We start from the raw sequence: 24,769 nt of genomic DNA, 5'->3' as shown, positions 1-24,769 counted from the left end.
AAGCAGTTTTAATTAATTTTTAGTTTTCAAAAGGATCCACATGAAAATGAACAAGCTAGCATTAATCTCTTCAATTACCTTTGCCCTGACTGCGACCTTTGCTGGCGCTACATCTGCCTTAGCTGCAAGTGCAACCTTGGATAAGATCAAATCTACTGGTGCTGTGACAATGGGTGTTCGTGAATCATCTATTCCAATGTCTTACACGACTGGTGATAGCCGTTTTGATGGTTATCACGTTGAAGTTTGCCGGATGATTCTTAATGATATTAAATCTAAGCTTGGGATGAGTACACTTCGCATTAACTATCAGCCAGTCACTTCGCAAAACCGCGTGCCTTTAGTGCAAAACGGTACTGTTGATATTGAGTGTGGCACCACCACCAACAATGCTGGCCGTGCAAAAGATGTCAGTTTTGCCAATACTCTGTATGTGGAAGAGGTTCGTATCGCTGTTAAAGCCAATTCAGGAATCAATTCTATTTCTCAATTAGCAGGTAAAAAAGTAGCTACCACTACTGGTACGACTTCTGTACAGTTATTGCGCAAACATGAAAAAGCAAATAACGTGAATTTTGATGAAGTGTATGGCAAGGACCATGCGGACAGCTTTTTGCTATTAGAGTCCGGCCGTGCTGATGCATTCGTAATGGATGGTTCAATTTTGGCTGGTAACATCGCTAGCGCTAAGAATCCAAAAGACTATAAAATTGTTGGCGAAGTTCTCAGTACTGAACCTATTGCAATTATGGTTCGTAAGGATGACCCAGAGTTTCTGGCAGACGTGAATTCTGCAATTGCTAAGATCGTTGCTAATGGAAGCATGCCTGGCTTATGGAACAAGTGGTTCCTTGCTCCAATTCCACCTAAAAATGCTGTTGTTGGCTTAGAGCTATCTCCAGCAACAAAAAATGCCTGGGCTAATCTGAATAGTAAGCCCGCTGAAGACTACAACAAGAAGTAACTGAATAAAATAAGTTTTTAATATGGCATTAGATTTAGGTGTTTTTTGTAAAAGCACCTTAGATGGAGAGGCAGTTGATCACTGCTTCTCCTCACTATTTGGGCTCGGCCATAATGCCGATCCTAGCTATCTAGATTGGCTGATCACAGCTTGGGGTTGGACCTTGGCTGTAGCTGGCTTAGGCCTCACTATTGCGCTGATCCTTGGAGGGGTCATGGGCACTCTTCGCACGCTTCCCGATACCGGTAGGATGAGTAGAGTATTAGTGCGTTTAGCCACCGCCTGGGTTGAGCTCTTCAGAAATATCCCAGTGCTCGTGCAAGTATTTCTTTGGTATCACGTCATCCCAGCTTTCTTTGTGCCCTTGAAAGCCCTGCCATCCTATTGGCTGGTCAGCATTGCATTGGGATTCTTTACATCTGCACGTATTGCGGAGCAGGTAAGAGCAGGTATTCAGTCTTTGCCAAGTGGGCAGCGTGCCGCTGCAACTGCGCTAGGGCTAACTACAACCCAAACCTATCGATACATTATTTTGCCAATGGCCTTACGTATCGTGATTCCACCCCTCACATCTGAGAGTATGAATGCCGTTAAGAATTCTTCAGTAGCGTTTGCGGTATCAGTTCCAGAGCTTACCCTGTTTGCAATGCAAGCCCAAGAAGAGACATCACGTGGCGTTGAAATTTATTTAGCAGTTACCGCACTCTATGCACTCACTGCCTTTTCTGTTAACAGAGTTATGGCCTTTATTGAAAAGAGAAGTCGTGTTCCTGGTTTTATCACGGCATCTAGTGATGCTAGTTTGGCTCACTAAATGGAAATGCTAAGCTTAGATTTAAGTTTCTATAACTGGGAGTTATTCACTAACTACATCCTCAAAGGTTTGGTGTTTAGTGTTCAGTTAACTGTCATTGCAACGGTTGGCGGTATTGTAGTTGGGACATTTTTAGCCTTAATGAGACTTTCTGGGAAGCCTGCTTTAGTTTATCCAGCCACATTCTATGTCAATGCTATGCGCTCTGTACCGCTGGTCATGGTTATTCTTTGGTTCTTTTTATTGATCCCGATGCTCATTGGTAGACCCATCGGCGCTGACCTATCTGCAACGTTTACTTTCATTGCATTTGAAGCGGCCTTCTTCTCAGAAATTGTTAGAGCCGGTATTCAGTCAGTACCAAGAGGTCAGATCTTTGCTGGTGAAGCTTTAGGAATGACCTATGGACAAAATATGCGCCTCATAGTTTTACCACAGGCTTTTAGAAATATGATCCCAGTTTTTATGACGCAAACGATTATTTTGTTTCAGGATACTTCTTTGGTTTATGCCATCGGTGCGTATGATTTATTGAAAGGTTTTGAGATTGCAGGCAAAAATTTTGGCCGCCCAATTGAAACCTATATCTTGGCCGCAGCAACCTATTTTGTGATTTGCTTTTCGCTTTCTAAGACAGTGCGAGCGATTCAGGCAAAAGTCGCTATCATTCGCTAAGCATTTCTACCCATTGCTACAAATTACATAGACCATCATGATTGAACTCCAAAACGTTTCTAAATGGTATGGCTCCTTTCAGGTATTGACTGATTGCACTACGTCAATTAATAAGGGCGAGGTGGTTGTGATTTGTGGCCCTTCAGGCTCTGGAAAATCGACCCTGATTAAAACGATCAATGCTCTTGAGCCATTTCAGAAAGGTGAAATTACTGTTGATGGTATTGATTTGCATGATCCCAAAACCAATCTTCCAAAGTTGCGAGCAAGGGTTGGTATGGTGTTTCAGAACTTTGAGCTATTTCCCCATTTGAGTATTACTGAGAATCTCACTCTTGCGCAAATGAAAGTATTGGGTCGGTCAAGCGATGAAGCTAAAACCCATGGCCATAAATATCTTGAGCGCGTTGGTCTGATTGCACAAAAAGATAAATTTCCGGGCCAACTTTCTGGCGGTCAGCAACAGCGGGTTGCGATCGCTCGTGCTTTAAGTATGGATCCTATCCTAATGCTATTTGATGAGCCAACCTCGGCGCTTGATCCAGAAATGGTCGGTGAAGTATTAGATGTCATGATCAAGCTCGCTAATGAAGGCATGACAATGTGCTGCGTTACCCACGAGATGGGCTTTGCCCGAAAAGTCAGTAACCGCGTCATCTTTATGGATCAAGGTCGAATTGTCGAAGACTGTAGCAAAGACGAATTTTTTGGCAATCCAGAAGCGCGCTCACCTAGAGCGAAGGATTTCCTCTCCAAGATTTTGGCAAGCTAGGGCCTAAACTGAATTAATTGAGTGCTTTAGGCTTAGGGCGCTTGCCAGTTTGGATTTTGAGTTCTAACTCTTTATCTTTACGAAAAATTCTAAGACTTGCCTCGTTTCCGGGGCCAATTTGTGCGATTTGATTGAGGAGTTGCTTAACATCCTTAATTTTATTGCCATTAACAGCTGTTAGAACGTCGCCAGGTTTTACCCCGCCACGAGCCGCAGGGCCGCCTTCCAGCACTCCGGATATAAGAACTCCCTCGGTATTACCGGGAAGAGCCATGGACTCAGAAAGCTCTTTTGATAGGTTTTGTGGCTCAACACCAATCCAGCCTCTAGTAACACTGCCATTTTTCAAGATGGACTCCATTACTTGCTTAGCAAGGCTGACTGGAATCGCAAACCCAATTCCCATCGATCCACCATTATTAGAGAAAATCGCAGTATTGATGCCAATCAGATTGCCGCGCGTATCAATGAGCGCCCCTCCTGAATTACCTGGATTAATTGCAGCATCTGTTTGAATAAAATTTTCAAAAGTATTAATGCCCACATGATCACGACCCATAGCAGAAACAATTCCAGAGGTCACTGTTTGGCCAACTCCAAAAGGATTTCCAATTGCAAGTACCACATCTCCGATGTGGACGGACTCAATTTTCCCCAGAGTAATTGGAGCTGGTAATTGTTTGGCTTCAATTTTTAGAACGGCAATATCTGTTTCTGGATCGCTACCAACAACCTTTGCTTTTACTTTTCTGCCGTCAGCAAGTGCAACATCTATCTCATCGGCATCATTAATGACATGATGATTTGTGAGAATAATTCCTTCTGGACTGACTAATACCCCAGAACCCAGGCTGGAGCTAGGTTCCTCGTCTGGCGCCTGATCACCAAAAAAGAATTTGAATAAGGGGTCAGCAGGGTTTTGTTTATTACCCTTACGCGTTTTTTGTTTTGCAGAAACCTTGCTCGTAAAGATATTGACAACAGCTGGCATCGATCTTTTTACTGCATCATGATATGAGCCAGGACTCAGACTGCTACTCTCATATGCGCCTTCCTTTAAGGTGACGCTGTCGACTATTGAGCCAACGCCTTGATCAGATATCCAACTGGGCTTTAGAGTTGCAACAATAAACCAGACCGCAAAAAGAATGGTTACCGTTTGCGCAAAAAGTAACCATAGGCGATTAAACATGGCGTAATTTTCTTTGTGAAATTATTTTTTGAGACTATCGCGAATCTCGCGCAGTAACTCCACGTCTTCTGGAGTTGGCGGAGGAGGAGGTGCATCTATCAAGCGAATCTTGTTAACGACTTTTACCATTTGAAAAATTACAAACGCTAGCAAAATAAAATTAATAGAAATGGTGATGAAATTGCCATAGGCAAAAATAGGCACCCCAGCCTTTTTAAGGGCATCAAAGGTTCTAGGAACCCCATCCGGAACACTTCCCAATACAACGAAGAGATTCGTAAAATCGATATGACCCCCCAAAAGGGTAGAAATAATGGGCATAACGATGTCATTGACTAGCGAATCGACGATTTTCCCGAAGGCCCCGCCAATAATCACACCTACGGCTAAATCAATGGCATTTCCCTTGACGGCAAAGTCCTGAAACTCCTTTAAAACACTCATTTAGGCTCCCCTTTTTGTTTAGATCCTGATTAAGCTGAGATTAACCCCATAACTTTCTTGCTTACCCCACTTTTTACTTTAAAATACTAGGTTTAAGCAATTTCCATCAAAAAATACCCTTTCTAGGAATTTTGTAAATGAGTGACAAGCCCAGTATGGACAAGGATCGACGTAATTGGTTGATCGCCACATCGGCGGTTGGCGGAGTTGGTGCAGCTGCAGCCCTTTACCCTTTTGTAGACAGTTTTGAGCCTTCCGAGCGCGCTAAGGCCGCTGGAGCAGCTGTTGAAATCGATATTGCTGGTATGAAGCCGGATGAAATGAGGATGGTTGAATGGCGCGGTAAGCCAGTATGGGTTGTGCGTCGCACCCCTGAGCAAGTCGCTGAACTTTCTAAGATTGATGCAGAGCTCGCAGACCCTAATTCTATGAGGGATCCAGCCCAATTCACTCCAACATATGCCCAAAATCAATGGCGCTCAATTAAGCCTGAGTATTTTGTAGTGGTCGGTATTTGCACTCACTTAGGCTGCTCTCCAACGCCTAAATTTGAATCTGGTGCTCAGCCTTCATTACCCAATACTTGGCCAGGCGGCTATCTTTGCCCATGCCATGGTTCAACATTTGATATGGCCGGCCGCGTCTATAAAAACAAACCAGCCCCAGACAATATGGAAGTGCCGCCACATATGTATTTGAGCGACACCAAGATTCTGGTCGGCGAAGATAAGAAGGCTTAAGGAGATATAAATGGCATTTCACGAAAAAGAAGTTCCAGCAGACGCCTCCGCCGCCGTAAAGCTAATGGCCTGGGTTGATTCACGTCTTCCGGTCACCGAAGCCTTCAAGCGTCATATGAGCGAGTATTACGCTCCTAAAAACTTAAATTTTTTCTATATTTTTGGTGCTTTAGCGATTGTCGTATTAGCGATCCAGATCATTACCGGTATTTTCTTGACAATGAACTACAAGCCAGATGCTGCTAAGGCATTTGAGTCTGTTGAATACATTATGCGAGAGGTTCCTTTCGGCTGGCTAATTCGCTACATGCATTCCACTGGTGCCTCGATGTTCTTCATCGTGGTTTATATGCACATGTTCCGTGGCTTGATCTATGGTTCTTATCGCAAGCCACGTGAACTCATTTGGATTTTTGGTTGCGCAATTTTCTTGGCCTTGATGGGTGAGGCATTTTTTGGATATTTGCTCCCATGGGGGCAAATGTCCTACTGGGGCGCTCAAGTCATTGTGAATTTATTCTCCGCAATTCCATTGATTGGTCCAGATCTTTCTTTATGGTTACGCGGCGATTATGTTGTTGGTGACGCTACCCTCAACCGCTTCTTTGCGTTTCACGTGATTGCTATTCCATTGGTATTAATTGGTTTAGTGGCAGCGCATATCCTTGCATTGCATGAAGTGGGATCAAATAATCCAGATGGTGTAGAAATCAAAAATACGCTTGATGCTAATGGTCATCCTGTTGACGGCATTCCTTTCCATCCTTTTTATAGCGTTCATGACGTTATGTATCTGGGCGGTTTCTTGATCATCTTCGCTTCGATTGTTTTCTTTGCCCCAGAGATGGGCGGCTACTTCTTAGAAGCAAACAACTTTATCCCGGCAAACCCCTTTGTTACGCCAACCCACATTGCACCAGTTTGGTATTTCACGCCGTTCTACTCCATGCTGCGCGCCACTACTACAAACTTCCTGTTGCCATTGTGGATTTTCTTAGCAGTAATTTTGGGAATGTTTGCTCTTCAGTCTAAAAATATCAAGGTGAAAGGCGCTTGCCTAGTCATTGCATTAGTTTTGGCTGCTGGTTTCTATGTGCTTGATGCGAAGTTCTGGGGTGTTGTGATCATGGGCGCTTCCGTAGTGATCTTGTTCTTCTTGCCATGGTTAGATCACTCCCCAGTGAAGTCTATCCGCTATCGTCCGCAGTTCCATAAATATATTTATGGCATCTTTGTGGTGACCTTTGTAATTTTGGGTTACTTGGGCATCGAGCCACCATCGCCTATATATGAAAAGATTTCTCAGATTTGTACTATTTACTACCTGGGCTTTTTCTTAGCAATGCCGTTCTGGAGCAAGCTTGGTACATTCAAGCCAGTCCCAACACGCGTTACTTTTGAGTCCCATTAATTCACGCCTGAGATAACAGCTAAGAGAAATTAGGAACTAGTATGAAACAAATTCTGCAAACTTTGATGGGCTACTGCCAAGCAACAGTATTGGTTGTTGCCCTAGGCTTTAGTACTACCGCTAGCGCAAATGAAGGCGGTTTTCCTTTAGATAAAGCGCCTAACCGCGTCAGCAACAATGCTTCTTTACAAAACGGCGCGAAGATTTTTGTGAACTATTGCTTGAACTGTCACGCTGCCGTCAGCGTGCGTTACAACCGGATGCGCGATATTGGTTTGACTGATCAGCAAATTAAAGATAACTTAATTTTGACTGATGCGAAGGTTGGCGATTTAATGACCATTGCAATGTCACCAAAAGATGCCAAGGTATGGTTTGGTAAAGTTCCGCCCGATTTATCAGTTGAAGCTAGAGCACGTGGCGCCGATTGGCTTTATACGTACTTTCGTACCTTCTACAAGGATGATGATCGTCCAACTGGATGGAATAATCTGGTCTATCCAAACGTAGGCATGCCACATGTACTCTGGCAGTTGCAGGGTGAGCGTGCTGCAAAGTTTGAAGATCGTAAAGATCCGCATGACGAAAGCAGAACAGAAAAAGTATTCGTGGGCTTTGAGCAGTTGACTCCAGGAACTATGAAGCCGCAAGAGTACGACGACAATATCGCAGACTTAGTTGCTTTTATGTCCTGGATGGCTGAGCCAGTTCAGTTGGAGCGTAAGCGTATTGGCGTTGTAGTGCTCTTGTTTTTGGCGATTTTTACCATCTTGGCGTGGCGCTTGAACAAGGCTTATTGGAAAGATGTTCACTGATATTTGTGATGAGCCCTGTAGCTAGGGTTCATGAGTGAAGAGATTTAACGCTGTTGTGCGTTTGTTGTATTGAAGTAGAAATTTAAGGAAATCAATTTATGATGGTGTTGTACTCGGGCACTAACTGCCCATTCTCGCAACGCTGCCGTCTGGTGCTTTTTGAAAAGGGCATGGATTTTGAAATCCGTGACGTTGACTTGTTCAACAAGCCAGAAGACATCTCGGTAATGAACCCTTATGGCCAAGTTCCCATCTTGGTGGAGCGCGATTTAATTCTGTATGAATCAAACATCATCAATGAGTATATTGATGAACGTTTCCCTCATCCGCAATTAATGCCGCCTGATCCTGTGGCTCGTGCACGTGCGCGCCTTTTCTTGTTTAATTTCGAGAAAGAGTTATTTGTGCACGTTGCGGCTTTGGAGAATGAAAAAGGTAAGGCTGCTGAAAAGGTTCACGAAAAAGCGCGTTTAGCGATTCGTGATCGCTTGACTCAGTTGGCACCAATTTTCATTAAGAATAAGTACATGCTCGGCGATGAATTTTCTATGCTGGATGTAGCGATTGCGCCATTGTTATGGCGTCTTGAGCACTACGGCATTGATCTTTCTCGTAATGCTGCAGCTCTCCTGAAATATGCTGAGCGTATCTTCAGTAGACCAGCTTATATCGAAGCTTTAACTCCTTCTGAAAAGGTAATGCGCCGCTAAGTTTTACTAGCGGTTCATTTCTGTCGGCATGTCTGACGTTCCAAGTAATAAACCCTACCTAATCCGTGCTCTACATCAGTGGTGCACGGATTTTGGCTTTACGCCTTTTATAGCGGTGTTTGTGGACGCGAGGGTTGAAGTACCCATGGAGTTTGTAAAGAATGATGAGATTGTTTTAAATCTTTCCTTAGAGGCTTGCCATCAACTCCAGATGGAGAATGATTGGATTAGCTTTCAAGCGAGGTTTGGTGGTGTTCCAAGGAAGATTATGGTTCCAGTAAGTCATGTTTTGGCCATTTATGCCAGGGAAAATGGCCAAGGTATGTCTTTCCCGTTTGATCCCAAACAAGCTCGAGACTTGCATGTTGCGGATGCCTCTGATGGCCCCCCTGAGAAGCCGAAAACGGGTAGACCTTCCTTGAAGATTGTGAAATAAGTTAAAATATCAGCGTTGCCCCTTTAGCTCATCTGGTAGAGCAACTGATTTGTAATCAGTAGGTGGTCTGTTCGAGTCGGACAAGGGGCACCATCAATTTCTCGGCATTTAATATTCTCCTAGATGTCATATAAAAAAATCGGATTTGATGCAGGCTTAATGTCTCTTAGAGGCACTCATATTGCAATATTCGATTACGCCCTTCAAAACCAAAAAATCTTAGGTAATGAATCGATCATTTTTTATGATCGTCGTTCTGAACAGGTTCAGCCCTCCGTCCTCCAGAAATTCCAAAGAGAGTTTCGCCTTGTTCCATATAGTCAATTTGGTGAGATTCGGGCTATTCCTCAATTGGGACTCATTGATGCGATGTATCTCATTAAGTCGGGTGAGCGAGACGACTATAAGGTTCCGGGAGTTCCAAATTTGATGCATGCGGTATTCCCACAGAAAATTCAAGAAATGCATGGCGATATTTATGCGTATGTATCCAAATGGTTAAGTGATGAATGTTCTAACGGAAAGATTCCATACGTTCCGCACATGATTGATTTGCCTGTAACTGGCATCTCATTAAGGACTAGCTTAGGAATTGCTGAGAGCGCAACTGTTTTTGGCTACTACGGTGGAAGTGATAGCTTTAACTTGGAATTTGTGAAGAAGGCGATTGCCGAAATTGTTGATAAAAACTCACAGACCTATTTCGTTTTCATGAACATTGATCGCTTTACAGATCACCCGCAAGTCATTTTTATTCCGGGTAATCCAGACCCCGTATTTAAATCAAGCTTTATCAATACCTGTGATGCGATGATTCATGCAAGAGGCATCGGCGAGAGTTTTGGTCTTGCCTGCGGTGAGTTTTCTATTCACAATAAGCCTGTGATTACTTATGCGCTTTCTCCGCAACGAAACCACATTGATATCTTGGGTTCAAAAGCACTTCTATATAAAGGCCCTCATGAGCTGAAGCAAATTCTCTTGAACTTCGATAGGACTTGGCATCAGCAGCAGGAGTGGGACCGCTATTCTAAAGAGTTCTCACCAGCTGCAGTGATGAAAAAATTTGCATCTGTTTTTCTGAATGAGAAGGCCTTAACACGAGCTGAAATTAAAATTAATAGCCTAGATAGAGCAGTAGTTCAAGGCAAGCGTTTTAGGAAAAAGATTCGCAGCCTATTGCGAAAGTTATACCTATAAGCTCAGCCTCTTTAATCCAATAAAGAATTATCTCGAGTTTCTGGTAGGTATATAAAAGCGACGATTGCTCCGGCAGCCAAAAAGATTGTTGGATACCAAAGTCCAGCAAGGTTATTCCCCCATAATTGATTTAGCCATGTCACTATTAGAGGCAGAAGTCCGCCTATCCAGCCAGCTGCAAGATTGTGGGGAAGAGTTGCGGCACTATTGCGAGTCTTAGCGGGAAAGAGTTCCGCTAGGAGGGCTGTTTGAGGGCCAATCACCAAAGCAAGTGCTAGAGATAAGCAAGTTAAAACTAGTCCAATCAAGATAAGTGAACTACCAGTCTGCGGCGATTGAAGATATTGCACACTCAATACTTCCAGGATTTGAAATGCTGGTTGGATGAAGATTGCGCCTAATAAAAGACCGCTGATCACAACTGGTTTGCGCCCAACTTTATCTGAAAGCCAGCCAGCAAAAAGTGTCAGTGGAAAAAGTGCTAATGTTGCATAAATACTGAGTTGGTCGACAATTGCTGGCGCTAGCTTAGTAGAGGTCTTTAAAAATATTACGGTGTAAACCTGTACGCAAAAAAATAGTACCGCCCCGCCTGCAGAGATGCAAAAGAAAAGTAAAAACATGCGCTTGCGTGTTTGTGGATCTCGAAAATTACTTAGCAATGGGCGTTCAGTTTTTTTGCCACTCTTACTGAGCTCCAAAAACACAGGCGTTTCTTCTAAGGCCATGCGGGCTTTAAATGCAATCATTAGAAGTAAGATGGAAATCCAAAATGGCACTCGCCATCCCCAAGCCACAAATTCTTCTGGTGAGAGATAATTTCTGAGGAGTGCAATTTGCAAAGTGGAAAACAGAATTCCAAGTGGGCCCATGAGTTGAAGAAAGCTAGTTTTGAGACCTCTATAGGTGTTGCCAGCATGCTCCGTCAGGTACACGGCGCTGCCACCAATTTCACCGCCGGCAGATAATCCCTGCAGGAGACGCAAGCTAAGCAGTAGGATTGGCGCCCAAATTCCAACTTGGGCATAGGTAGGTAGGAAGCCTACGCTAACAGTTGCCAGACCCATTAAGGCAATGGTGATCATAAAGACGGGCTTACGGCCAATACGATCACCCATAGAGCCGAATATAGCGGCGCCGATAGGGCGCACTACCATCCCAACACCAAAAGTTGCTAGGCTAGCCAATAGGCCCGTAGTTGGATCGCTCGAAGGGAAGAATAGAGGACCAAATACCACTGCCAAAGTGGCAAAAGTTAGAAAGTCATACCACTCCAAAAAGGTCCCAAAACAGGCGGCAATGGCTATTTTTCGGTAGGAATGCGAGCCTTTAAATTTTTCTAAATTATTGATTTTATTCAATTTAATTCTTTTTATAAATTATTTATTGCAAAGCAGCAAAAAATTCTTGATTTGTCATATTCGTTCAGTTACAGTTTAATGGTGCAGTGCAATATTAAAGTTATCTAAAGTATTCCGATTTCTAAATCTTCCACTCAATGAACTAGTTGTACCACTTAATTTATGGAGAAATACATGAACCAAGATCAAATTACCGCTAAATTGTCCCAAATTAATAGCAAGGGCCTCGAGGCTTCATTTTCTTTGAGCGAAGCTGCATTAGCAAATGCTCAGAAATTAGCTGACTTGAACTACGCCGCTTCTAAAGATGCATTGGTAAATACTCAAGATAGCATCCAGCAAGTTTTGACAGCTAAAGACCCAAAACAAGTTACAGAACTGCTGAGTACAGAAACATTACAAGCTGCTAGTGCACAAGCTGTTGCTTATCAAAAGAAAATGAGCAAAGTATTGCGTGATGGCAATAAAGAATTTGCAAATGTGGTTGATGCAGGCATCGACCAGTTACAAGATGGGCTCCAAGACTGGATCAACACGGTGGCTACTAATGTACCTGCTGGTTCTGACGCTTTCCTGTCTTCATTTAAAACTATATACGGTAGCGCATTACAAGGTTTTGAACAATTTCGTGCTGCTAGCAAAGAAGCATTTGCATCTGCAGAAAAAACTACTGATCAAGCGATCGACGCTATTCAAGGTCAAATCGCTCAAGTTAAGAAAGCTGCTACACCTGCATCACGTGCACGCAAATCTGCTTAATTAATAGATCTAGCTTCAGAAATACGTTCTGAATAAAAACCCTGCCTGACGTAAGTCAGGCAGGGTTTTTATTTAAATATAGTGGGGTTTTCAAAAATACATAATTTATTCTTTTTGGAGGAGCTCTGGTACCTTTTTCATTAAAGTTTCTAAATGAACGCCGCCCTCGCCCCATCTTTGACCCTCGATATGGAATGCACCCTTAAAGCCATAGTCTCTAGCCCAGCAATTAACATCATCAAAATACAGTGGAAAGGTTTGCTCGGTAATGATATTGACATGAGTTGGGTCACGCCAAGCGGCTTCCTGAGGAAATGCAGGGGTTACAGACAGAAAGACGCCATCAATCTTTAGCACTCTATAGACTTCATTCATTAATTCAATAAACGGAAATCTTCTATGTGGTAAATAGAGAATCCTTGGAATATGTTCAATAAAATCAAAGGCGCTAACGCAATCAAAAAAATTATCAGGAAATGGAATAGGTTCAACAGCCAGATCACATGCCCTGAAGTTTTCCTCTTGTCTCTTGCGTATATCTAAACCATAAATTTCATCCAAGTTAAATGGATTTCTGATGCTTAGTCCGCAGCCAAGGTCAAGAGTTTTTGTAGTCAACTTAAGCTCAATATAGTTTTAGTGAGAATCTATATAGTAATTGGTAATTGTAAAGGCGCAATATAAGTATGGCTGATGATGCTCTTATCTAGTTGATGATGAATAAATTATTTTATTCATTGGGTTCTAGCGAATCGAGCAATGGCGTAGATAGGTTTTTGCTAGGCTTAATTCCAAGCTCACGCACTTTTTCGGCAGAGCGAATCAGGTTGCCTTTACCAGACTTTAGTTTATTAAAGGCATCATGGTAACTAGTTTGTGCTTGATCTAAACGTTGTCCAAGCTTCTCCAAGTCCTCTACAAATCCCACAAACTTATCGTATAGATTGCCACACTGTTTGGCAATCTCAAGCGCATTATGGTTTTGCTGATCTTGCCTCCACAAATGAGCAACAGTTCGTAAAGTTGCCATTAAAGTGCTTGGGCAAACCAAAACAATATTTTTAGCCAGCGCTTCTTGATAGAGATTTGGTGCGGTCTTCAGTGCCAATAAAAATGCTGGCTCAATCGGTACAAACATCAAGACAAAGTCGACGGAGCCAACTCCATATAAGGAGCTGTAATTTTTGCCAGATAGACCCTGTATATGTTGACGTAATGACTGGATATGGGATGCTAGCTCCTCTTCTGCAACGAGTGGATCGGTCGTTTCAGCATGTCTTGCGTAGGCTGTAATTGACACTTTGCTATCAACTACTAGGCTTTTACCTTCAGGGAGCTTAATGACAACGTCAGGTTGTAGACGTGATCCATCAGATTGAGTGTGGCTATCCTGTACTACATACTCTTCGCCCTTGCGTAGGCCAGAGGATTCCAGGATTGACTCCAAAACAAGCTCCCCCCAATTACCCTGTACTTTTGAATCGCCTTTAAGTGCCTGCGTTAAGGAGCGTGTTTCATCCGACATCCGTAGATTGAGGTTAGCCAAGCGCTCGATCTCACTTTTAAGGGCAAAGCGTTCGCGTGCCTCATTGCCATAGGAGGTGCTCACCTGCTCTTTGAATTCGGTGAGCTTAGTTTGTAGTGGTTTTAGTAGCGCGTCTAAGCTGGCTGCATTTTGCTCTGTAAAACGTTTAGATTTATCTTCTAAAATTTCATTTGCTAAATTCTTGAATTGGTTTGTTAAAGCCTCTTTAGCCTCATTGAGAGACTCAATTCTGCCTAGACCTTGTTTGCGCTCAGAATCTAGCTCTGCCTCAAGACGTATAGCATTCTGTAGTGCCTGGTCTCGCTCTGCGCGCAGGTTAACTGTAAGGTTTGCTTCTGTCTGACTTTGTTGCTCTGTTCGTGATAAGGCAGAGCGTAAGTTGAGTGCATAAACTAAAAGGCCCGCACACAAAGCAAATGGCAAGCCAAATAGCAGAAGTGAGCTTAGATCAAAAGTCACAGAGTTAAAGCTAAGTAATTAAGCTTTGACTAGTTTTTGGAGCTCACCAGACTCGAACATTTCGCTAATGATGTCTGAGCCACCAATGAACTCACCATTGATATAGAGCTGAGGGATGGTTGGCCAATTAGCATACTCTTTGATGCCTTGACGAATCGCAGCATCTTCTAAGACGTTGACGGTGTGGAGTGTTTCAACACCGCTGGCACGCAAAATATTGATGGCGTTACCAGAAAATCCACATTGAGGAAATTGCGCAGTTCCCTTCATGAACAATACAACAGGGTGACCGGTAACGATTTCTTTGATTTGAGCTTGTGTATCCATAAGTTCTTTCGATTGGTCTAAGAGGTTGAAGTTGATTTTAAATTGGATGCAAGACTTTCGCAAACTAAGAGCATTGTATTTACAAACTCTTGATTATTGGTCATTTGCATGAGTTTGGCTGAGATTTCTTGGTTGGGCAGTGCCTTTTTTAGTCGCAAATAAATAGATGCCAGGGGAATAAATTTTCGCATTAAGAAGTATTGTGCAAGAAGCTCAAAACACTCAACTGATAACAATACATGAATAGAGAGTTGATTGGCAATTTCGACCATCTCTTCATCAGTTGTATATCTCCACATGTTGAATAAACCGTGGAATCCAAAAGTTTGTTGATTAGGGTCGGAGCGCTCATAAGAGAATTCATCGGCAATTGCTTCGGAGGCAATCTTGATGCTATGTTCTGCGATTAGCCGATCACGGTAATTGATGCAAATCTGATTATCTTCGTTTACACCATCTAAAAAAGGAAAGTTGGTGGATGCCATAGTGCCTAACAATTTCTTTGATCGCAAAGAAAATCCCCCGTTACCAACACTTATTCCATCATGACGCCATGGCCATTTAGCCCCTATGTAATCAAAGTTAAGGAATGAATTTTCCCATGCGCTTGGAGCAATTACATAGCCATCCCATTGAATAATGAGAGCAAATGGGGTTTGAATATGCTGATTAAGTTCTTTCAGGATGAATTTGGAGTAAGCATCTTTTGAGTTTAATTTGTCTATCTTAGTAAGTCGAATCTGAGAATCCGAAATTTCTTGATCTGAAAATAGAATGGCATCTCCAAATTGACATTCCTGCATAGACTTCTTAAGGGCCAAAGCTGCTAGATTTGGCTGGAGACAATCAGCTGCGCAGATCGTAATATGGTTTAGATTTAATTTCATAATTCCCCTCCTTATGCCCTTGCCGATACAGCCCTATTGTGACCTGATAAGTCTTGATGTTTTTTGATGTTACGAAAATTCCCTTTGAGTAGCAGCTCAAAAATTACGTCAGATTGATCAAAGCCATGCTCAAGGACTATTAAACCATTGGGATTGAGATGATCTTTAGCGCCAGCAATAATGGCCTCTAGGCAGGTAAGTCCGCTGGCGTGATCGGTTAGGGCTGAGACTGGCTCAAAACGTAAATCACCTTGCTTTAAGTGGGGGTCTAGAGCAGAGATATAGGGTGGGTTGCTCAGAATGATGTCAAATTGGGCATTATCACTTAAGGCCCCATACCAGCTACCTTGCATCAGTTGCACTCGAGCTTCAAGCTTTAAAAGTTGTGCATTGGTCCTGGCAATAACCAAAGCTTCAGACGATTGATCTGTAGCCGTCACCAATGCGTGAGGATTCGCATTTGCAATTGCTAGGGCGATAGCTCCAGAGCCAGTTCCCAAATCCAATACTTTTACTGGCCCATGAAGGCGTTCAATCTCTTGGAGGCCAATTTCAACTAAGAGCTCAGTTTCAGGACGCGGTATTAGCACCCCTGGTGCAACAAATAACTCGATGTCATGGAAACCCCGTTTACCAATGAGGTAGGCGATAGGGTTGCCAGCCAACCTTTTAGATTGCAGCTCTTGCCATTGCAGGATTGCTTCTAGGCTAAGTACCATGTCATCGCGAGAGAGCAGTGCTGAGCGCGGTAGTTGATAGTATTTTTCAAGTATATAAGCCATCAACAAGCGGGCTTCACTTTGAGGAAGTGGTGAATCGCTCAATAAAGAGCGCAGACTTGATTCTTGACTCATAAGTGATTTAGCTGTCACCAAGCGCGGCTAGGAGTTCAGCTTGGTGTTCAGAGGCTAGAGCATTGCAGAGGTCATTAATATCACCATCCATCATGGCATCGATTTTATAGAGCGTTAGATTGATGCGGTGATCAGTAATTCTTCCCTGCGGGAAGTTGTAGGTACGAATACGATCGCTGCGATCGCCGGAGCCAATCAGAGATTTTCTGGTTTGTGCTTCAAGTTGATGCTTCTCGCGTTCACGCGCATCCATAATTCGAGAAACAAGAACTTTCATTGCTTGCTCGCGATTACGGTGTTGACTACGATCATCTTGACATTCCACCACAGTGCCAGTTGGTAAGTGCGTAATACGGACCGCAGAGTCAGTTTTATTGATATGTTGACCGCCAGCGCCAGAGGCGCGGAAGGTATCAATTCGTAATTCAGCTGGGTTAATTTTGACAGCCTCTAATTCATCTGCTTCTGGCATTACCGCGACAGTGCAGGCCGACGTATGAATACGGCCTTGAGTTTCAGTTTGTGGAACACGTTGTACACGATGACCACCAGACTCGAATTTCAGGCGAGAGTAGACGGCTTGACCAACCAAACGAAGCACAACCTCTTTATATCCACCCAAATCAGATTCAGCAGCACTGACCACTTCTACTTTCCAACCTTGACGTTCTGCAAAGCGGGTATACATGCGCAATAAGTCTCCAGCAAAGAGTGCACTTTCATCACCGCCAGTGCCTGCTCGTATTTCTAGGAAGACATTGCGTTCGTCGTTCTCATCTTTTGGTAACAAGAGCGTTTGTAGTGTTGCCGCAAGCACTTCCATGGTCGCTAAAGCCTGCTTTTGTTCCTCATCGGCAAAATCCTTCATATCTGGATCCTTGCGCATCTCTTCAGCCGCAGCAGCATCTGCTTCAGCTTGTTTATATAAGCCGAATTGCTCAACCACGGTCGCGATATCAGAATGCTCACGCGTGAGTTTCCTGTAAGCATCCATATCTTTGGTTGCTTCTTCGGAGGTTAAGAGGGAATTGAGTTCGGCTAAGCGCGTGTCTAGATGTTCTAGCTTAGCCCGCATGCTGGGCTTCATCTAATGGTCTTCTGGCTTAGTGTGTGTGGCAAATAGTTTGGGTAAGAGCTTAATTAGGGCATCACGCTCAGCACCATTAGAGTGTTGCAATGCATGCAGTGAGCCATGTAAGAATTTATTCGTTAGACCTTGAGCCATTGCATTCAGAACTTCCTGTGGATCATCACCACGCATCAAGCGTTTCATGGCTCGCTCTAATTCAAGCTGTCTTAAGCGCTCACCTTGCAATTGAATATCTTGAATGATGGGGACAGAATTTCGTCCATGCATCCAATGCATAAAGTTACCAACGCGATCTTCTATGATAGCTTCAGCTTGACTGACGGCAGCTTGGCGTAAATTAGCGCCAGTCTGAATCATGACGCCTAAGTCATCTACCGTATAGAGGTATACATCGGCTAGCCGTGAGATTTCTGGCTCGAAGTCACGGGGAACTGCAAGATCAATCATCACTATCGGCTTATGGCGACGTTGCTTGAGCGCGCTCTCTACCATGCCTAAACCAATAATGGGCAGAGATGAGGCGGTACTAGAGACAATAATGTCGAATTCATGAAGACGCCCTGGAATCTCTGAGAGTTTTAGTGACTCCGCTTGTACATTTTGCGCAGAAATAGCATCAGCCAACTCTTGACCGCGTTCAATAGTGCGGTTGGCAATCACAACATTTTTAGGTTGACGAGCAACAAAGTGCGTGGCGCATAAACTGATCATGTCACCAGCGCCAATAAATAAAATACGCTGGTCTGAAATTTTTTCAAAGATACGTTCGGCAAGGCGAACAGATGCTGCAGCCATCGAAATTGAGTGTGCGCCAATTTCAGTAGAGCCACGAACTTCTTTAGCAACGGAAAATGTTTTCTGAAAAAGTTGATTGAGGTAGGTTCCCAAAACACCGGCATCATTTGCGGTGCGAACCGCATCTTTCATCTGCCCCAAAATCTGAGTCTCGCCAATCACCATAGAATCTAATCCGCAGGCAACTCTGAAGGCATGACGCACAGCATCTGACTGCGGCAGGGAATAAATATGAGGGGCAAGACTGCTGGGTGCTAGTTGTTGGGTTTTAGCAAGCCAATCGAAGGTAGCTTCATGTAGCAGACCGGCAGCGCTGGCATCATTTGCTGCACAGTAGACCTCGGTGCGGTTACAGGTTGATAAAATCGTAGCCTCGGGCAGCCCAGCCTGATTCGCACCAAGCAAATGTTGGCGTAGATCATGCAAGGCCTGTTGAAGAAATTCAGGAGCAAAGGCGACCTTTTCCCGAATGGCGACCGGCGCTGTGTGATGATTGATGCCAAGTGTCAACAACTTCATAATGGTAATTATAGATTTGATGACAGCATTAATGGGGGTATCAATGGGGTTTTTAGCTTTTCTGGTGATTGGGGGTATTTCTGGGGCTTCTGCCTTGATTTTTTACCCCGGCCAAGCCAATAGACCAAAGCTGGAAAAGCTTCTGCTAGCAGCGTTTCTCGGGTTTGTAGCTGCCCTTGGCAGTTCTTATCTTGGCCAATACTTTGCGCTCTTTCAGTCGGGGCAGATGCTGGAGTGGCTAAGCGCTATTTTTGCCTCTTGCCTGACAGGCTGTATTTTTACAGCTTTAGCTAAATAGGTTTGTCTGGGGTGTTTCACCCACCCAAATAATCTCTTCTTTATTAAGTTGTTTTAGCCATTGATTCGCTTTGGTGAAATGACCGCAACTGACTTTAGCTCCAGGCTCCAAAAAAGGCTTATTGGTTTTATAAACTCCTAAGCCGGATGGATGTGAGGATTGCAGAATGAGCTGATCGATACTCGATTCAATTAAAGCTATCTTCGATTGAGCATGAGCACCCCAAAGCATCCAAACCAAATGGGGTCTCTGTGAAGCTAAACCTGAAATAAGTCGATCAATCAAACTTTTCCAACCTAGATTGGCATGACTTCCTGCTTCACCTAATCTGACGCTGAGTGCGGTATTGAGAAGTAGGACTCCTTGTTCAGCCCAGGTAGTAAGATCGCCGTTAGGCAAATGACCAAATCCCTCAAGAGCAAGTGCTTTGCCAATGTTACGCAGTGAGCTAGGAAATTCGCGCGAGTTGGCGGGAATATTTTCCGGAATTGAGAATGCTAAGCCTTGCGCAAGGCCTGGTGAGTGATAGGGGTCTTGTCCAAGTATCACGACCTTAACTGAGTCAACGGCTGTTAACTTGAGCGCCCTGAAAAACTGACTTGACTCCGGTCGAACCATTGCAGGATCAATATCAAGAGCTGATTGTAAATTACTCACTAAATTGATCCAATCACTAGAGTCAAAATAGTTGCCTAGTAATTCTTGCCAATCTTTTGGAATATCGTCCTTAGAGAAGGTAGGCATCTAGCGAAAGAATATATCTGTATTACAGGTTTGCAGTATTGGCGATGAGCTCAAACTGCGTCGGCAATTGACTAGCATGCAAGCTTGCTATCCGCTCATGCTCTAAATCATCGCGATAGAAGCAAAAGTGAATACTTCGTCCTTCGGTAAGGCTGGCGAGAATCTTATCTAGGCGAGCACTAGTGACGCGTTGACCATTAATGCTTGCCAGCAAGTCACCGGGCGCGAGTCCTGCCAACTGAGCCGCGCCTCCATCTAGGACATGAGTGACCTTGAGCCATCCATTGACATCAGTATGGCGCATACCAAGTTGAAGCTTTATTCTCTCTAACTTGGACTGTGCTTTTTGTTTAACTGAAATCGATTTAGAGGAAATCCATTTTTGAATCGGGATATCTTCAGTGCCAAAGATATAGCGTGATTTCATATCAGACCAGATTTTGGAAAAACCAGATCCGAGTAGTTCATAGATTAAATCGTCTAGCCCGTCCTCAGTAATTCCATCGAGCGTGAGACCATGCCTTTGCCAAATCAAGCGCATCAGGTTATCTAGTGAAATCTTATTTTTTGAGAATGCACGAATTTGCAGATCTAAACCTAGCGCTAGTAGGGCGCCCTTACCGTAGTAACTCACTACTGCATTGGGGGTGTTTTCATCTGCTTGGTAATACTTCGTCCAAGCATCGAATGAGCTATCAGCTAGGCTTTGCTTATTTCTTCCTGGCCCACGCAGGATGCCATTCCAGTTAGTACAAACTAGATCGAGATACGTTTTGAGATCAATACGCTTGCTACGGAAAAGCTGAAGATCATCGTAGTAGCTAGTAAAACCCTCGAACAGCCAAAGTAAGCGAGTGTGATTGCGCTTGCTGAGGTCATAGGGTTGAAATGTTTTTGCTTGAATACGTTTCACTAGCCATGCATGAAAGTACTCATGACTACACAAACCTAGAAACTCACGATATGAAGACTCATCTAAGGGAGCACCCTCTTGTGGAATCTGGTCACGGCGGCAGAGTAGTGCTGTGCTATTGCGATGCTCAAGTCCACCATAGCCATTCAGTACTGCATTTACCAAGAAGAGGTAGCTCCTAAAAGGTGATTGCTTAGTTTTGGGTTCGAAGAGATTAATCGTACAAGTGCAAATTGCTTGCAAATCTTGAGCAAGGCGTTTTACATCGACTGGATTAATACATCCTTGGATGGCCATGCTGTGTGGAACGCCACTAGATGTCCAATGAACAATCTGAAACTCACCTATTGCTACTGGATGATCAAGCAGATCATCATAATCTTGTGCAAGATAAAAACCAAATCCGCGTGGATCTGTTTTGGCAGCCCTTAAGCCAGTTTGCACTGACCAGTGATCAGTAAAGCCTCCCTCTGGTGGCGCAATCGCAAGCGAGCAAGCCATATTTTCTTGGCCTTTAACCTCAAGACATAAGCTGCTTGCGTTGAAGAACGCACGCTCCGTATCAAGGTAGGCAGCACGCACAGAGGAATCATATGCGTATACCGTGGTAAGGACTTCTACTGGTCCGCTTGCTTGCGGTAAGCGCCATTGATCATTATTCAATCGCTCTAGAGGAAGTATCTTCTTGCTACCAGCAGAATAAGCCTCAATCGATTCAATCTGCTTACTAAAGTCGCGAATCAAATAACTTCCTGGGATCCAAGCTGGCATTTGTAATACTTGCCCCTCTGGATCAGGCCTTGCAATCTGTAATTTCACCTGGTAGCGATGACCATGAAGGTCTGCCGGCCATACGGTGTATTGAATTACTGGAAGATCTGCCTTATCCATAATATTTACTTCAGCGAACTAAATTTCTTTTCAATATCGGCAATCTGAACTGCTCCAGGAAAGCGACTGCCATCAGTAAAGAAAAGCGTTGGCGTTCCGGTGATGCCATAGGTTTTAGCAAAAGCGAGATTCTTATCTAGAGGAGTGTTGCAATCACTTTTCCCACTAGGGCTAATACCGTTAATCATCCAATCAACATAAGCCTTATAGGGATCTGCGGCGCACCAGATTTGCTTTGATTTTTGGGTAGAGTCTGCAGATAAAATAGGAATGAGATAAGTGTAGATAGTGACATTCTCTAATTGCTGCATAGACTTTTCTAAACGCTTACAGTAGCCACAATTGGGATCTGAAAATACCGCCAGCTGACGGCTGCCGTTACCACGAACGGTTTTGATGGCATTGGCTTGGTTTAAATCTGCCCACTTAATGCGGTTTAAGTCAGCTTGCCTTTGTTCAGTAATATTTTTTCCGCTAGCCAGTTCAATGATTTCACCTTGTATGAGGTATTTTGCCGAGGCATCTGTATAAAAAAATTCATTACCAACCAATACTTCATATAAACCAGGAACTGGCGCTGCTGTTACGCTCTTCACTTTTACATTTGCCCCCAACCTTTTTTGTATCTCGGTTTTGATCTGCTGCTCAGCCTGAGCATTGACAATGCCGGAGAAAAGTAGAGCAATACAGGCAACTACTACGACGGATAGTAATTTATTCAAAATCAAGGTCCCCTAATGCGCGCTCAATTAGACGCTGTTTAATAAAATGGCTTTTGTTAACCATGCCAAGCCCCCAGTTACGTAGTTGTCGTTCTGTGCTGCTGCTGGCAGAAAATAATTTCTTGAGTTTGTCAGTAACCCATAAAAGTGCACTTGTATCGCCCTGGCGTTGACGCTCGTAGCGACGCAGTAATACTGCGTCGCTTGGTGAGCGAAAAGATTCACGTTTACCAAGAATGTTCAGTAATACCGCAACATCCCGCAATCCTAAGTTAAGACCTTGCCCTGCCAGTGGATGCATCACATGTGCTGCATCACCAATGAGGACAACCTTAGGCGCCGATTCCGGGCCAATAAAACGGGTTGCCCGAATCTTTCTCAATGGAAATGCGACTGGATTCGAGTTGAGACTGAGTTCGCCTAATTGTTTCCCAATAGCACCATTCGCAATTGAGTTAAATCGCTCTTGCCATTGAGCTTGATCTAGTTTCAATAAATCTGCGGCATGCTCAGGCGAGGTTGACCACACCATTGAAACTTGTTTACCAGGTAAGGGCAGCATTGCAACAATATCTCCCCCAGGTAAAAACCATTGAAAGGCTGTTTCAAGATGTGGGTATGTACAAGTCCAATTGGCAACTACTGCATTTTGTGAGTAATTCTCTTCGCTTGCTGTAATACCAAGTTCAGACCGGATAGGTGAATTTGCTCCATCAGCAGCAACCACGAGTTGCGCACGAATGGCACCACCATTTTTTAAGTGAAGCGTACTGCCCTCTGCATCAACTTCAATCTTATCAATCACATCACTAATACGCTCTAACTTATTTTGAAAGCGAGAGGCCTGATCAAGTGTGGACTCAATCAAATTGGATTCGCCAATCCAGGCTAATTGAGGCGTACCTGCTTCAAACGCAGAAAGATGGAGTTGATCATTTTTTTCACCGCGATCACCATAAATCCGCATATCGCGCACCGACTGTATGCGACTATGGTCTAGCGCATCCCAAATTTGCAAATGGGCTAATAGTTTTTGAGTGCTTGGAGAAAAGGCATAGATTCGTTGGCCCCACTCCAATCCTTGCGGGGCTAGGGTGATCTGGCTCAGATCCGGAGCAATCTCAATAGTGTTTAGCCCAAGCTGTGCTAGACCAAGTGCGCAAGCCTTGCCAGTAATGCCTCCGCCGACAACCACAACGTCAGCAGAGCGGATTTTGGCGGATTGCGCAGGGGTTTTGGATGGGTGGCTTTGATGAACTTCCAACATAACTCGATGATATCGAATCGCGCCCCTTTACAATAAGCTCATGTCTTTGAAATGTGGCATCGTCGGCCTGCCTAACGTCGGCAAATCTACCCTCTTTAACGCGCTTACCAAAGCTGGGATCGCAGCGGAAAACTACCCTTTCTGCACGATTGAGCCCAATGTAGGCGTGGTTGAGGTTCCTGACCACCGTCTGGCTGCCCTGGCTGAGATTGTGAAGCCTGAACGCATCCTGCCAGCTGCTGTCGAGTTTGTCGATATTGCTGGCTTGGTCGCTGGCGCCTCCAAAGGCGAGGGCCTGGGCAATCAATTTTTAGCGAATATTCGGGAAACTGATGCCATTACCCATGTGGTCCGTTGTTTTGAAGATCCGAATGTGATTCACGTTGCGGGCAAGATTGACCCGATTGCCGATATTGGCGTGATTGATACTGAATTGGCTTTATCAGATTTGGCTACTGTTGAGAAAACACTCAACCGCTCCACTAAGGCTGCGAAGTCAGGTAACGATAAAGAAGCAGCTGCCTTAGTTGCTGTTTTGACTAAAGTACTGGCCCATTTAGATTCTGCTCTACCAGTACGTAGTCTGAATTTAAGCGAAGATGAATTGCTGTTGATTAAGCCATTGTGTTTAATCACTGCTAAACCAGCTATGTATGTTGCCAACGTAAAAGAGGATGGTTTTACCAATAATCCTCATCTAGAGGCGGTAAAGCAGCATGCTGCAAAAGAAAATGCTCCGGTAGTTGCTGTGTGTGCAGCGATTGAGGCTGAGATTGCAGATCTTGATGATGCTGACAAAACAGAATTTCTTGCTGATTTAGGCATGGAAGAGCCTGGCTTAGATCGTGTTATTCGTGCTGGGTACTCCTTACTTGGTTTACAAACTTACTTCACTGCTGGTGTTAAGGAAGTGCGTGCATGGACCATTCATCTAGGCGATACTGCGCCGCAAGCAGCAGGCGTTATTCACACAGACTTTGAGCGGGGCTTTATTCGTGCTCAAACGATTGCTTACGATGACTTCATTCAATTTAAGGGCGAGGCTGGCGCTAAAGAGGCTGGTAAGATGCGGGCCGAAGGTAAGGAATATGTGGTTAAGGATGGCGATGTATTGAACTTCTTATTCAATGTCTAGTTAATCGATACATTGTTTGATTAATAAAA

The 24,769-nt window shown here is 44.0% G+C and carries 27 protein-coding genes and 1 tRNA gene; 14 read left to right on the top strand and 14 right to left on the bottom strand.

What is annotated here, in order from left to right:
• Positions 1-46: 46 nt before the first annotated feature.
• From ICN29_RS05845 to ICN29_RS05830, 4 genes are read left to right on the top strand one after another with little or no spacing between them, the layout of a single operon-like run.
• Positions 47-964, top strand: coding sequence for an amino acid ABC transporter substrate-binding protein (locus ICN29_RS05845; protein ID WP_216132059.1), 918 nt, complete (start codon positions 47-49; stop codon positions 962-964).
• 22 nt (positions 965-986) lie between these two features.
• A complete protein-coding gene (locus ICN29_RS05840; protein WP_216130612.1) occupies positions 987-1,778 on the top strand; it encodes an amino acid ABC transporter permease in 792 nt (263 codons plus the stop codon).
• A gap of 6 nt (positions 1,779-1,784) precedes the next feature.
• Positions 1,785-2,453: an amino acid ABC transporter permease gene (locus ICN29_RS05835; protein ID WP_216132057.1), complete on the top strand. Its 669-nt coding sequence runs from the start codon at positions 1,785-1,787 to the stop codon at positions 2,451-2,453.
• Positions 2,454-2,490: 37 nt separating this feature from the next.
• Positions 2,491-3,225, top strand: coding sequence for an amino acid ABC transporter ATP-binding protein (locus ICN29_RS05830; protein WP_216130610.1), 735 nt, complete (start codon positions 2,491-2,493; stop codon positions 3,223-3,225).
• Positions 3,226-3,238: 13 nt separating this feature from the next.
• Here the strand turns inward: ICN29_RS05830 and ICN29_RS05825 are convergent, their stop codons facing one another.
• A complete protein-coding gene (locus ICN29_RS05825; protein ID WP_216130608.1) occupies positions 3,239-4,417 on the bottom strand; it encodes a Do family serine endopeptidase in 1,179 nt (392 codons plus the stop codon).
• A 21-nt stretch (positions 4,418-4,438) separates the two neighbouring features.
• Positions 4,439-4,861 (bottom strand): large conductance mechanosensitive channel protein MscL, encoded by a 423-nt coding sequence (gene mscL / locus ICN29_RS05820; protein ID WP_216130606.1) that lies wholly within the window; start codon positions 4,859-4,861, stop codon positions 4,439-4,441.
• Positions 4,862-4,998: 137 nt separating this feature from the next.
• On the opposite strand from mscL, the gene petA reads away from it, so the two are divergent.
• From petA to ICN29_RS05785, 7 genes are all read left to right on the top strand, one after another.
• The gene (gene petA, locus ICN29_RS05815; protein WP_216130603.1) at positions 4,999-5,601 is read left to right on the top strand and encodes a ubiquinol-cytochrome c reductase iron-sulfur subunit; all 603 of its coding nucleotides are present in this window, start codon (positions 4,999-5,001) and stop codon (positions 5,599-5,601) included.
• A gap of 10 nt (positions 5,602-5,611) precedes the next feature.
• Positions 5,612-7,012: a cytochrome b gene (locus ICN29_RS05810; protein WP_216130601.1), complete on the top strand. Its 1,401-nt coding sequence runs from the start codon at positions 5,612-5,614 to the stop codon at positions 7,010-7,012.
• 41 nt (positions 7,013-7,053) lie between these two features.
• Positions 7,054-7,827 (top strand): cytochrome c1, encoded by a 774-nt coding sequence (locus tag ICN29_RS05805; protein ID WP_216130599.1) that lies wholly within the window; start codon positions 7,054-7,056, stop codon positions 7,825-7,827.
• Between the two features lie 98 nt (positions 7,828-7,925).
• The gene (locus tag ICN29_RS05800) at positions 7,926-8,537 is read left to right on the top strand and encodes a glutathione S-transferase N-terminal domain-containing protein (protein ID WP_216130596.1); all 612 of its coding nucleotides are present in this window, start codon (positions 7,926-7,928) and stop codon (positions 8,535-8,537) included.
• A gap of 28 nt (positions 8,538-8,565) precedes the next feature.
• Positions 8,566-8,973 (top strand): ClpXP protease specificity-enhancing factor, encoded by a 408-nt coding sequence (locus tag ICN29_RS05795; RefSeq protein WP_216130594.1) that lies wholly within the window; start codon positions 8,566-8,568, stop codon positions 8,971-8,973.
• Positions 8,974-8,990: 17 nt separating this feature from the next.
• Positions 8,991-9,066, top strand: a tRNA-Thr gene (locus ICN29_RS05790).
• A gap of 30 nt (positions 9,067-9,096) precedes the next feature.
• Entirely contained in the window at positions 9,097-10,173 is a 1,077-nt protein-coding gene (locus ICN29_RS05785; protein WP_216130592.1) for a hypothetical protein, read from the top strand.
• 11 nt (positions 10,174-10,184) lie between these two features.
• On the opposite strand, the gene ICN29_RS05780 is transcribed toward ICN29_RS05785, so the two are convergent.
• Positions 10,185-11,534: an MFS transporter gene (locus tag ICN29_RS05780; protein WP_216130590.1), complete on the bottom strand. Its 1,350-nt coding sequence runs from the start codon at positions 11,532-11,534 to the stop codon at positions 10,185-10,187.
• A 174-nt stretch (positions 11,535-11,708) separates the two neighbouring features.
• Here ICN29_RS05780 and ICN29_RS05775 point away from each other — a divergent pair, with 174 nt between their 5' ends.
• Positions 11,709-12,293, top strand: coding sequence for a phasin family protein (locus ICN29_RS05775; RefSeq protein ID WP_216130588.1), 585 nt, complete (start codon positions 11,709-11,711; stop codon positions 12,291-12,293).
• Positions 12,294-12,398: 105 nt separating this feature from the next.
• Here ICN29_RS05775 and ICN29_RS05770 read toward each other — a convergent pair whose 3' ends face one another.
• The 7 genes from ICN29_RS05770 to hemA all read right to left on the bottom strand — a co-directional run bounded on the left by ICN29_RS05770 (position 12,399) and on the right by hemA (position 18,770).
• The gene (locus ICN29_RS05770; protein ID WP_216130586.1) at positions 12,399-12,911 is read right to left on the bottom strand and encodes a class I SAM-dependent methyltransferase; all 513 of its coding nucleotides are present in this window, start codon (positions 12,909-12,911) and stop codon (positions 12,399-12,401) included.
• A gap of 112 nt (positions 12,912-13,023) precedes the next feature.
• A complete protein-coding gene (locus tag ICN29_RS05765; protein WP_216130584.1) occupies positions 13,024-14,298 on the bottom strand; it encodes a DNA recombination protein RmuC in 1,275 nt (424 codons plus the stop codon).
• An 18-nt stretch (positions 14,299-14,316) separates the two neighbouring features.
• Positions 14,317-14,625 (bottom strand): Grx4 family monothiol glutaredoxin, encoded by a 309-nt coding sequence (gene grxD, locus ICN29_RS05760; protein WP_216130582.1) that lies wholly within the window; start codon positions 14,623-14,625, stop codon positions 14,317-14,319.
• Between the two features lie 17 nt (positions 14,626-14,642).
• Positions 14,643-15,512, bottom strand: a complete 870-nt coding sequence (locus ICN29_RS05755) for a DUF5672 family protein (protein WP_216130580.1) — start codon at positions 15,510-15,512, stop codon at positions 14,643-14,645.
• Positions 15,513-15,523: 11 nt separating this feature from the next.
• A complete protein-coding gene (prmC, locus tag ICN29_RS05750; RefSeq protein WP_216130578.1) occupies positions 15,524-16,366 on the bottom strand; it encodes a peptide chain release factor N(5)-glutamine methyltransferase in 843 nt (280 codons plus the stop codon).
• A gap of 7 nt (positions 16,367-16,373) precedes the next feature.
• On the bottom strand, positions 16,374-17,453 hold the full coding sequence (gene prfA, locus ICN29_RS05745; RefSeq protein WP_216130576.1) for a peptide chain release factor 1: 1,080 nt from the start codon (positions 17,451-17,453) through the stop codon (positions 16,374-16,376).
• The gene (gene hemA / locus ICN29_RS05740; protein ID WP_216130574.1) at positions 17,454-18,770 is read right to left on the bottom strand and encodes a glutamyl-tRNA reductase; all 1,317 of its coding nucleotides are present in this window, start codon (positions 18,768-18,770) and stop codon (positions 17,454-17,456) included.
• On the opposite strand from hemA, the gene ICN29_RS05735 reads away from it, so the two are divergent.
• The gene (locus ICN29_RS05735) at positions 18,748-19,068 is read left to right on the top strand and encodes a hypothetical protein (protein ID WP_255538077.1); all 321 of its coding nucleotides are present in this window, start codon (positions 18,748-18,750) and stop codon (positions 19,066-19,068) included. The genes hemA and ICN29_RS05735 overlap by 23 nt on opposite strands.
• On the opposite strand, the gene ICN29_RS05730 is transcribed toward ICN29_RS05735, so the two are convergent.
• From ICN29_RS05730 to ICN29_RS05715, 4 genes are read right to left on the bottom strand one after another with little or no spacing between them, the layout of a single operon-like run.
• Entirely contained in the window at positions 19,057-19,812 is a 756-nt protein-coding gene (locus ICN29_RS05730) for a uracil-DNA glycosylase (protein ID WP_216130572.1), read from the bottom strand. The two genes, ICN29_RS05735 and ICN29_RS05730, sit on opposite strands and share 12 nt — an antisense overlap.
• Before the next feature lie 22 nt (positions 19,813-19,834).
• The gene (locus ICN29_RS05725) at positions 19,835-21,616 is read right to left on the bottom strand and encodes a M61 family metallopeptidase (protein WP_216130570.1); all 1,782 of its coding nucleotides are present in this window, start codon (positions 21,614-21,616) and stop codon (positions 19,835-19,837) included.
• Between the two features lie 5 nt (positions 21,617-21,621).
• Positions 21,622-22,338, bottom strand: coding sequence for a DsbC family protein (locus tag ICN29_RS05720; RefSeq protein ID WP_216130568.1), 717 nt, complete (start codon positions 22,336-22,338; stop codon positions 21,622-21,624).
• Positions 22,331-23,605, bottom strand: a complete 1,275-nt coding sequence (locus ICN29_RS05715) for an FAD-dependent monooxygenase (RefSeq protein ID WP_216130566.1) — start codon at positions 23,603-23,605, stop codon at positions 22,331-22,333. Before ICN29_RS05715 ends, ICN29_RS05720 begins: the two co-directional genes overlap by 8 nt.
• Positions 23,606-23,645: 40 nt before the next feature.
• Here ICN29_RS05715 and ychF point away from each other — a divergent pair, with 40 nt between their 5' ends.
• Positions 23,646-24,740: a redox-regulated ATPase YchF gene (gene ychF / locus ICN29_RS05710; RefSeq protein ID WP_216130564.1), complete on the top strand. Its 1,095-nt coding sequence runs from the start codon at positions 23,646-23,648 to the stop codon at positions 24,738-24,740.
• The last annotated feature ends 29 nt before the right edge of the window (positions 24,741-24,769 follow it).

Source organism: Polynucleobacter nymphae (assembly GCF_018882155.1).
GTDB lineage: Bacteria > Pseudomonadota > Gammaproteobacteria > Burkholderiales > Burkholderiaceae > Polynucleobacter > Polynucleobacter nymphae.
The sequence above is the reverse complement of the archived record's forward strand: the minus strand, read 5'-3'. Positions and strand labels throughout refer to the sequence as shown.

Excerpts from the sequence above, each read along its gene's own strand:
- ICN29_RS05715 (WP_216130566.1), bottom strand. The coding sequence starts at position 23,605 with ATGTTGGAAGTTCATCAAAGCCACCCATCCAAAACCCCTGCGCAATCC.
- grxD (WP_216130582.1), bottom strand. The coding sequence starts at position 14,625 with ATGGATACACAAGCTCAAATCAAAGAAATCGTTACCGGTCACCCTGTT.
- ICN29_RS05755 (WP_216130580.1), bottom strand. The coding sequence starts at position 15,512 with ATGAAATTAAATCTAAACCATATTACGATCTGCGCAGCTGATTGTCTC.
- ICN29_RS05800 (WP_216130596.1), top strand. The coding sequence starts at position 7,926 with ATGATGGTGTTGTACTCGGGCACTAACTGCCCATTCTCGCAACGCTGC.
- ychF (WP_216130564.1), top strand. The coding sequence starts at position 23,646 with ATGTCTTTGAAATGTGGCATCGTCGGCCTGCCTAACGTCGGCAAATCT.
- ICN29_RS05730 (WP_216130572.1), bottom strand. The coding sequence starts at position 19,812 with ATGCCTACCTTCTCTAAGGACGATATTCCAAAAGATTGGCAAGAATTA.
- ICN29_RS05845 (WP_216132059.1), top strand. The coding sequence starts at position 47 with ATGAACAAGCTAGCATTAATCTCTTCAATTACCTTTGCCCTGACTGCG.
- ICN29_RS05830 (WP_216130610.1), top strand. The coding sequence starts at position 2,491 with ATGATTGAACTCCAAAACGTTTCTAAATGGTATGGCTCCTTTCAGGTA.
- ICN29_RS05840 (WP_216130612.1), top strand. The coding sequence starts at position 987 with ATGGCATTAGATTTAGGTGTTTTTTGTAAAAGCACCTTAGATGGAGAG.
- prmC (WP_216130578.1), bottom strand. The coding sequence starts at position 16,366 with ATGAGTCAAGAATCAAGTCTGCGCTCTTTATTGAGCGATTCACCACTT.
- ICN29_RS05735 (WP_255538077.1), top strand. The coding sequence starts at position 18,748 with ATGCCAAGTGTCAACAACTTCATAATGGTAATTATAGATTTGATGACA.
- ICN29_RS05810 (WP_216130601.1), top strand. The coding sequence starts at position 5,612 with ATGGCATTTCACGAAAAAGAAGTTCCAGCAGACGCCTCCGCCGCCGTA.
- ICN29_RS05795 (WP_216130594.1), top strand. The coding sequence starts at position 8,566 with ATGTCTGACGTTCCAAGTAATAAACCCTACCTAATCCGTGCTCTACAT.
- ICN29_RS05835 (WP_216132057.1), top strand. The coding sequence starts at position 1,785 with ATGCTAAGCTTAGATTTAAGTTTCTATAACTGGGAGTTATTCACTAAC.
- ICN29_RS05785 (WP_216130592.1), top strand. The coding sequence starts at position 9,097 with ATGTCATATAAAAAAATCGGATTTGATGCAGGCTTAATGTCTCTTAGA.
- ICN29_RS05825 (WP_216130608.1), bottom strand. The coding sequence starts at position 4,417 with ATGTTTAATCGCCTATGGTTACTTTTTGCGCAAACGGTAACCATTCTT.
- prfA (WP_216130576.1), bottom strand. The coding sequence starts at position 17,453 with ATGAAGCCCAGCATGCGGGCTAAGCTAGAACATCTAGACACGCGCTTA.
- hemA (WP_216130574.1), bottom strand. The coding sequence starts at position 18,770 with ATGAAGTTGTTGACACTTGGCATCAATCATCACACAGCGCCGGTCGCC.
- ICN29_RS05775 (WP_216130588.1), top strand. The coding sequence starts at position 11,709 with ATGAACCAAGATCAAATTACCGCTAAATTGTCCCAAATTAATAGCAAG.
- ICN29_RS05805 (WP_216130599.1), top strand. The coding sequence starts at position 7,054 with ATGAAACAAATTCTGCAAACTTTGATGGGCTACTGCCAAGCAACAGTA.
- petA (WP_216130603.1), top strand. The coding sequence starts at position 4,999 with ATGAGTGACAAGCCCAGTATGGACAAGGATCGACGTAATTGGTTGATC.
- ICN29_RS05725 (WP_216130570.1), bottom strand. The coding sequence starts at position 21,616 with ATGGATAAGGCAGATCTTCCAGTAATTCAATACACCGTATGGCCGGCA.
- mscL (WP_216130606.1), bottom strand. The coding sequence starts at position 4,861 with ATGAGTGTTTTAAAGGAGTTTCAGGACTTTGCCGTCAAGGGAAATGCC.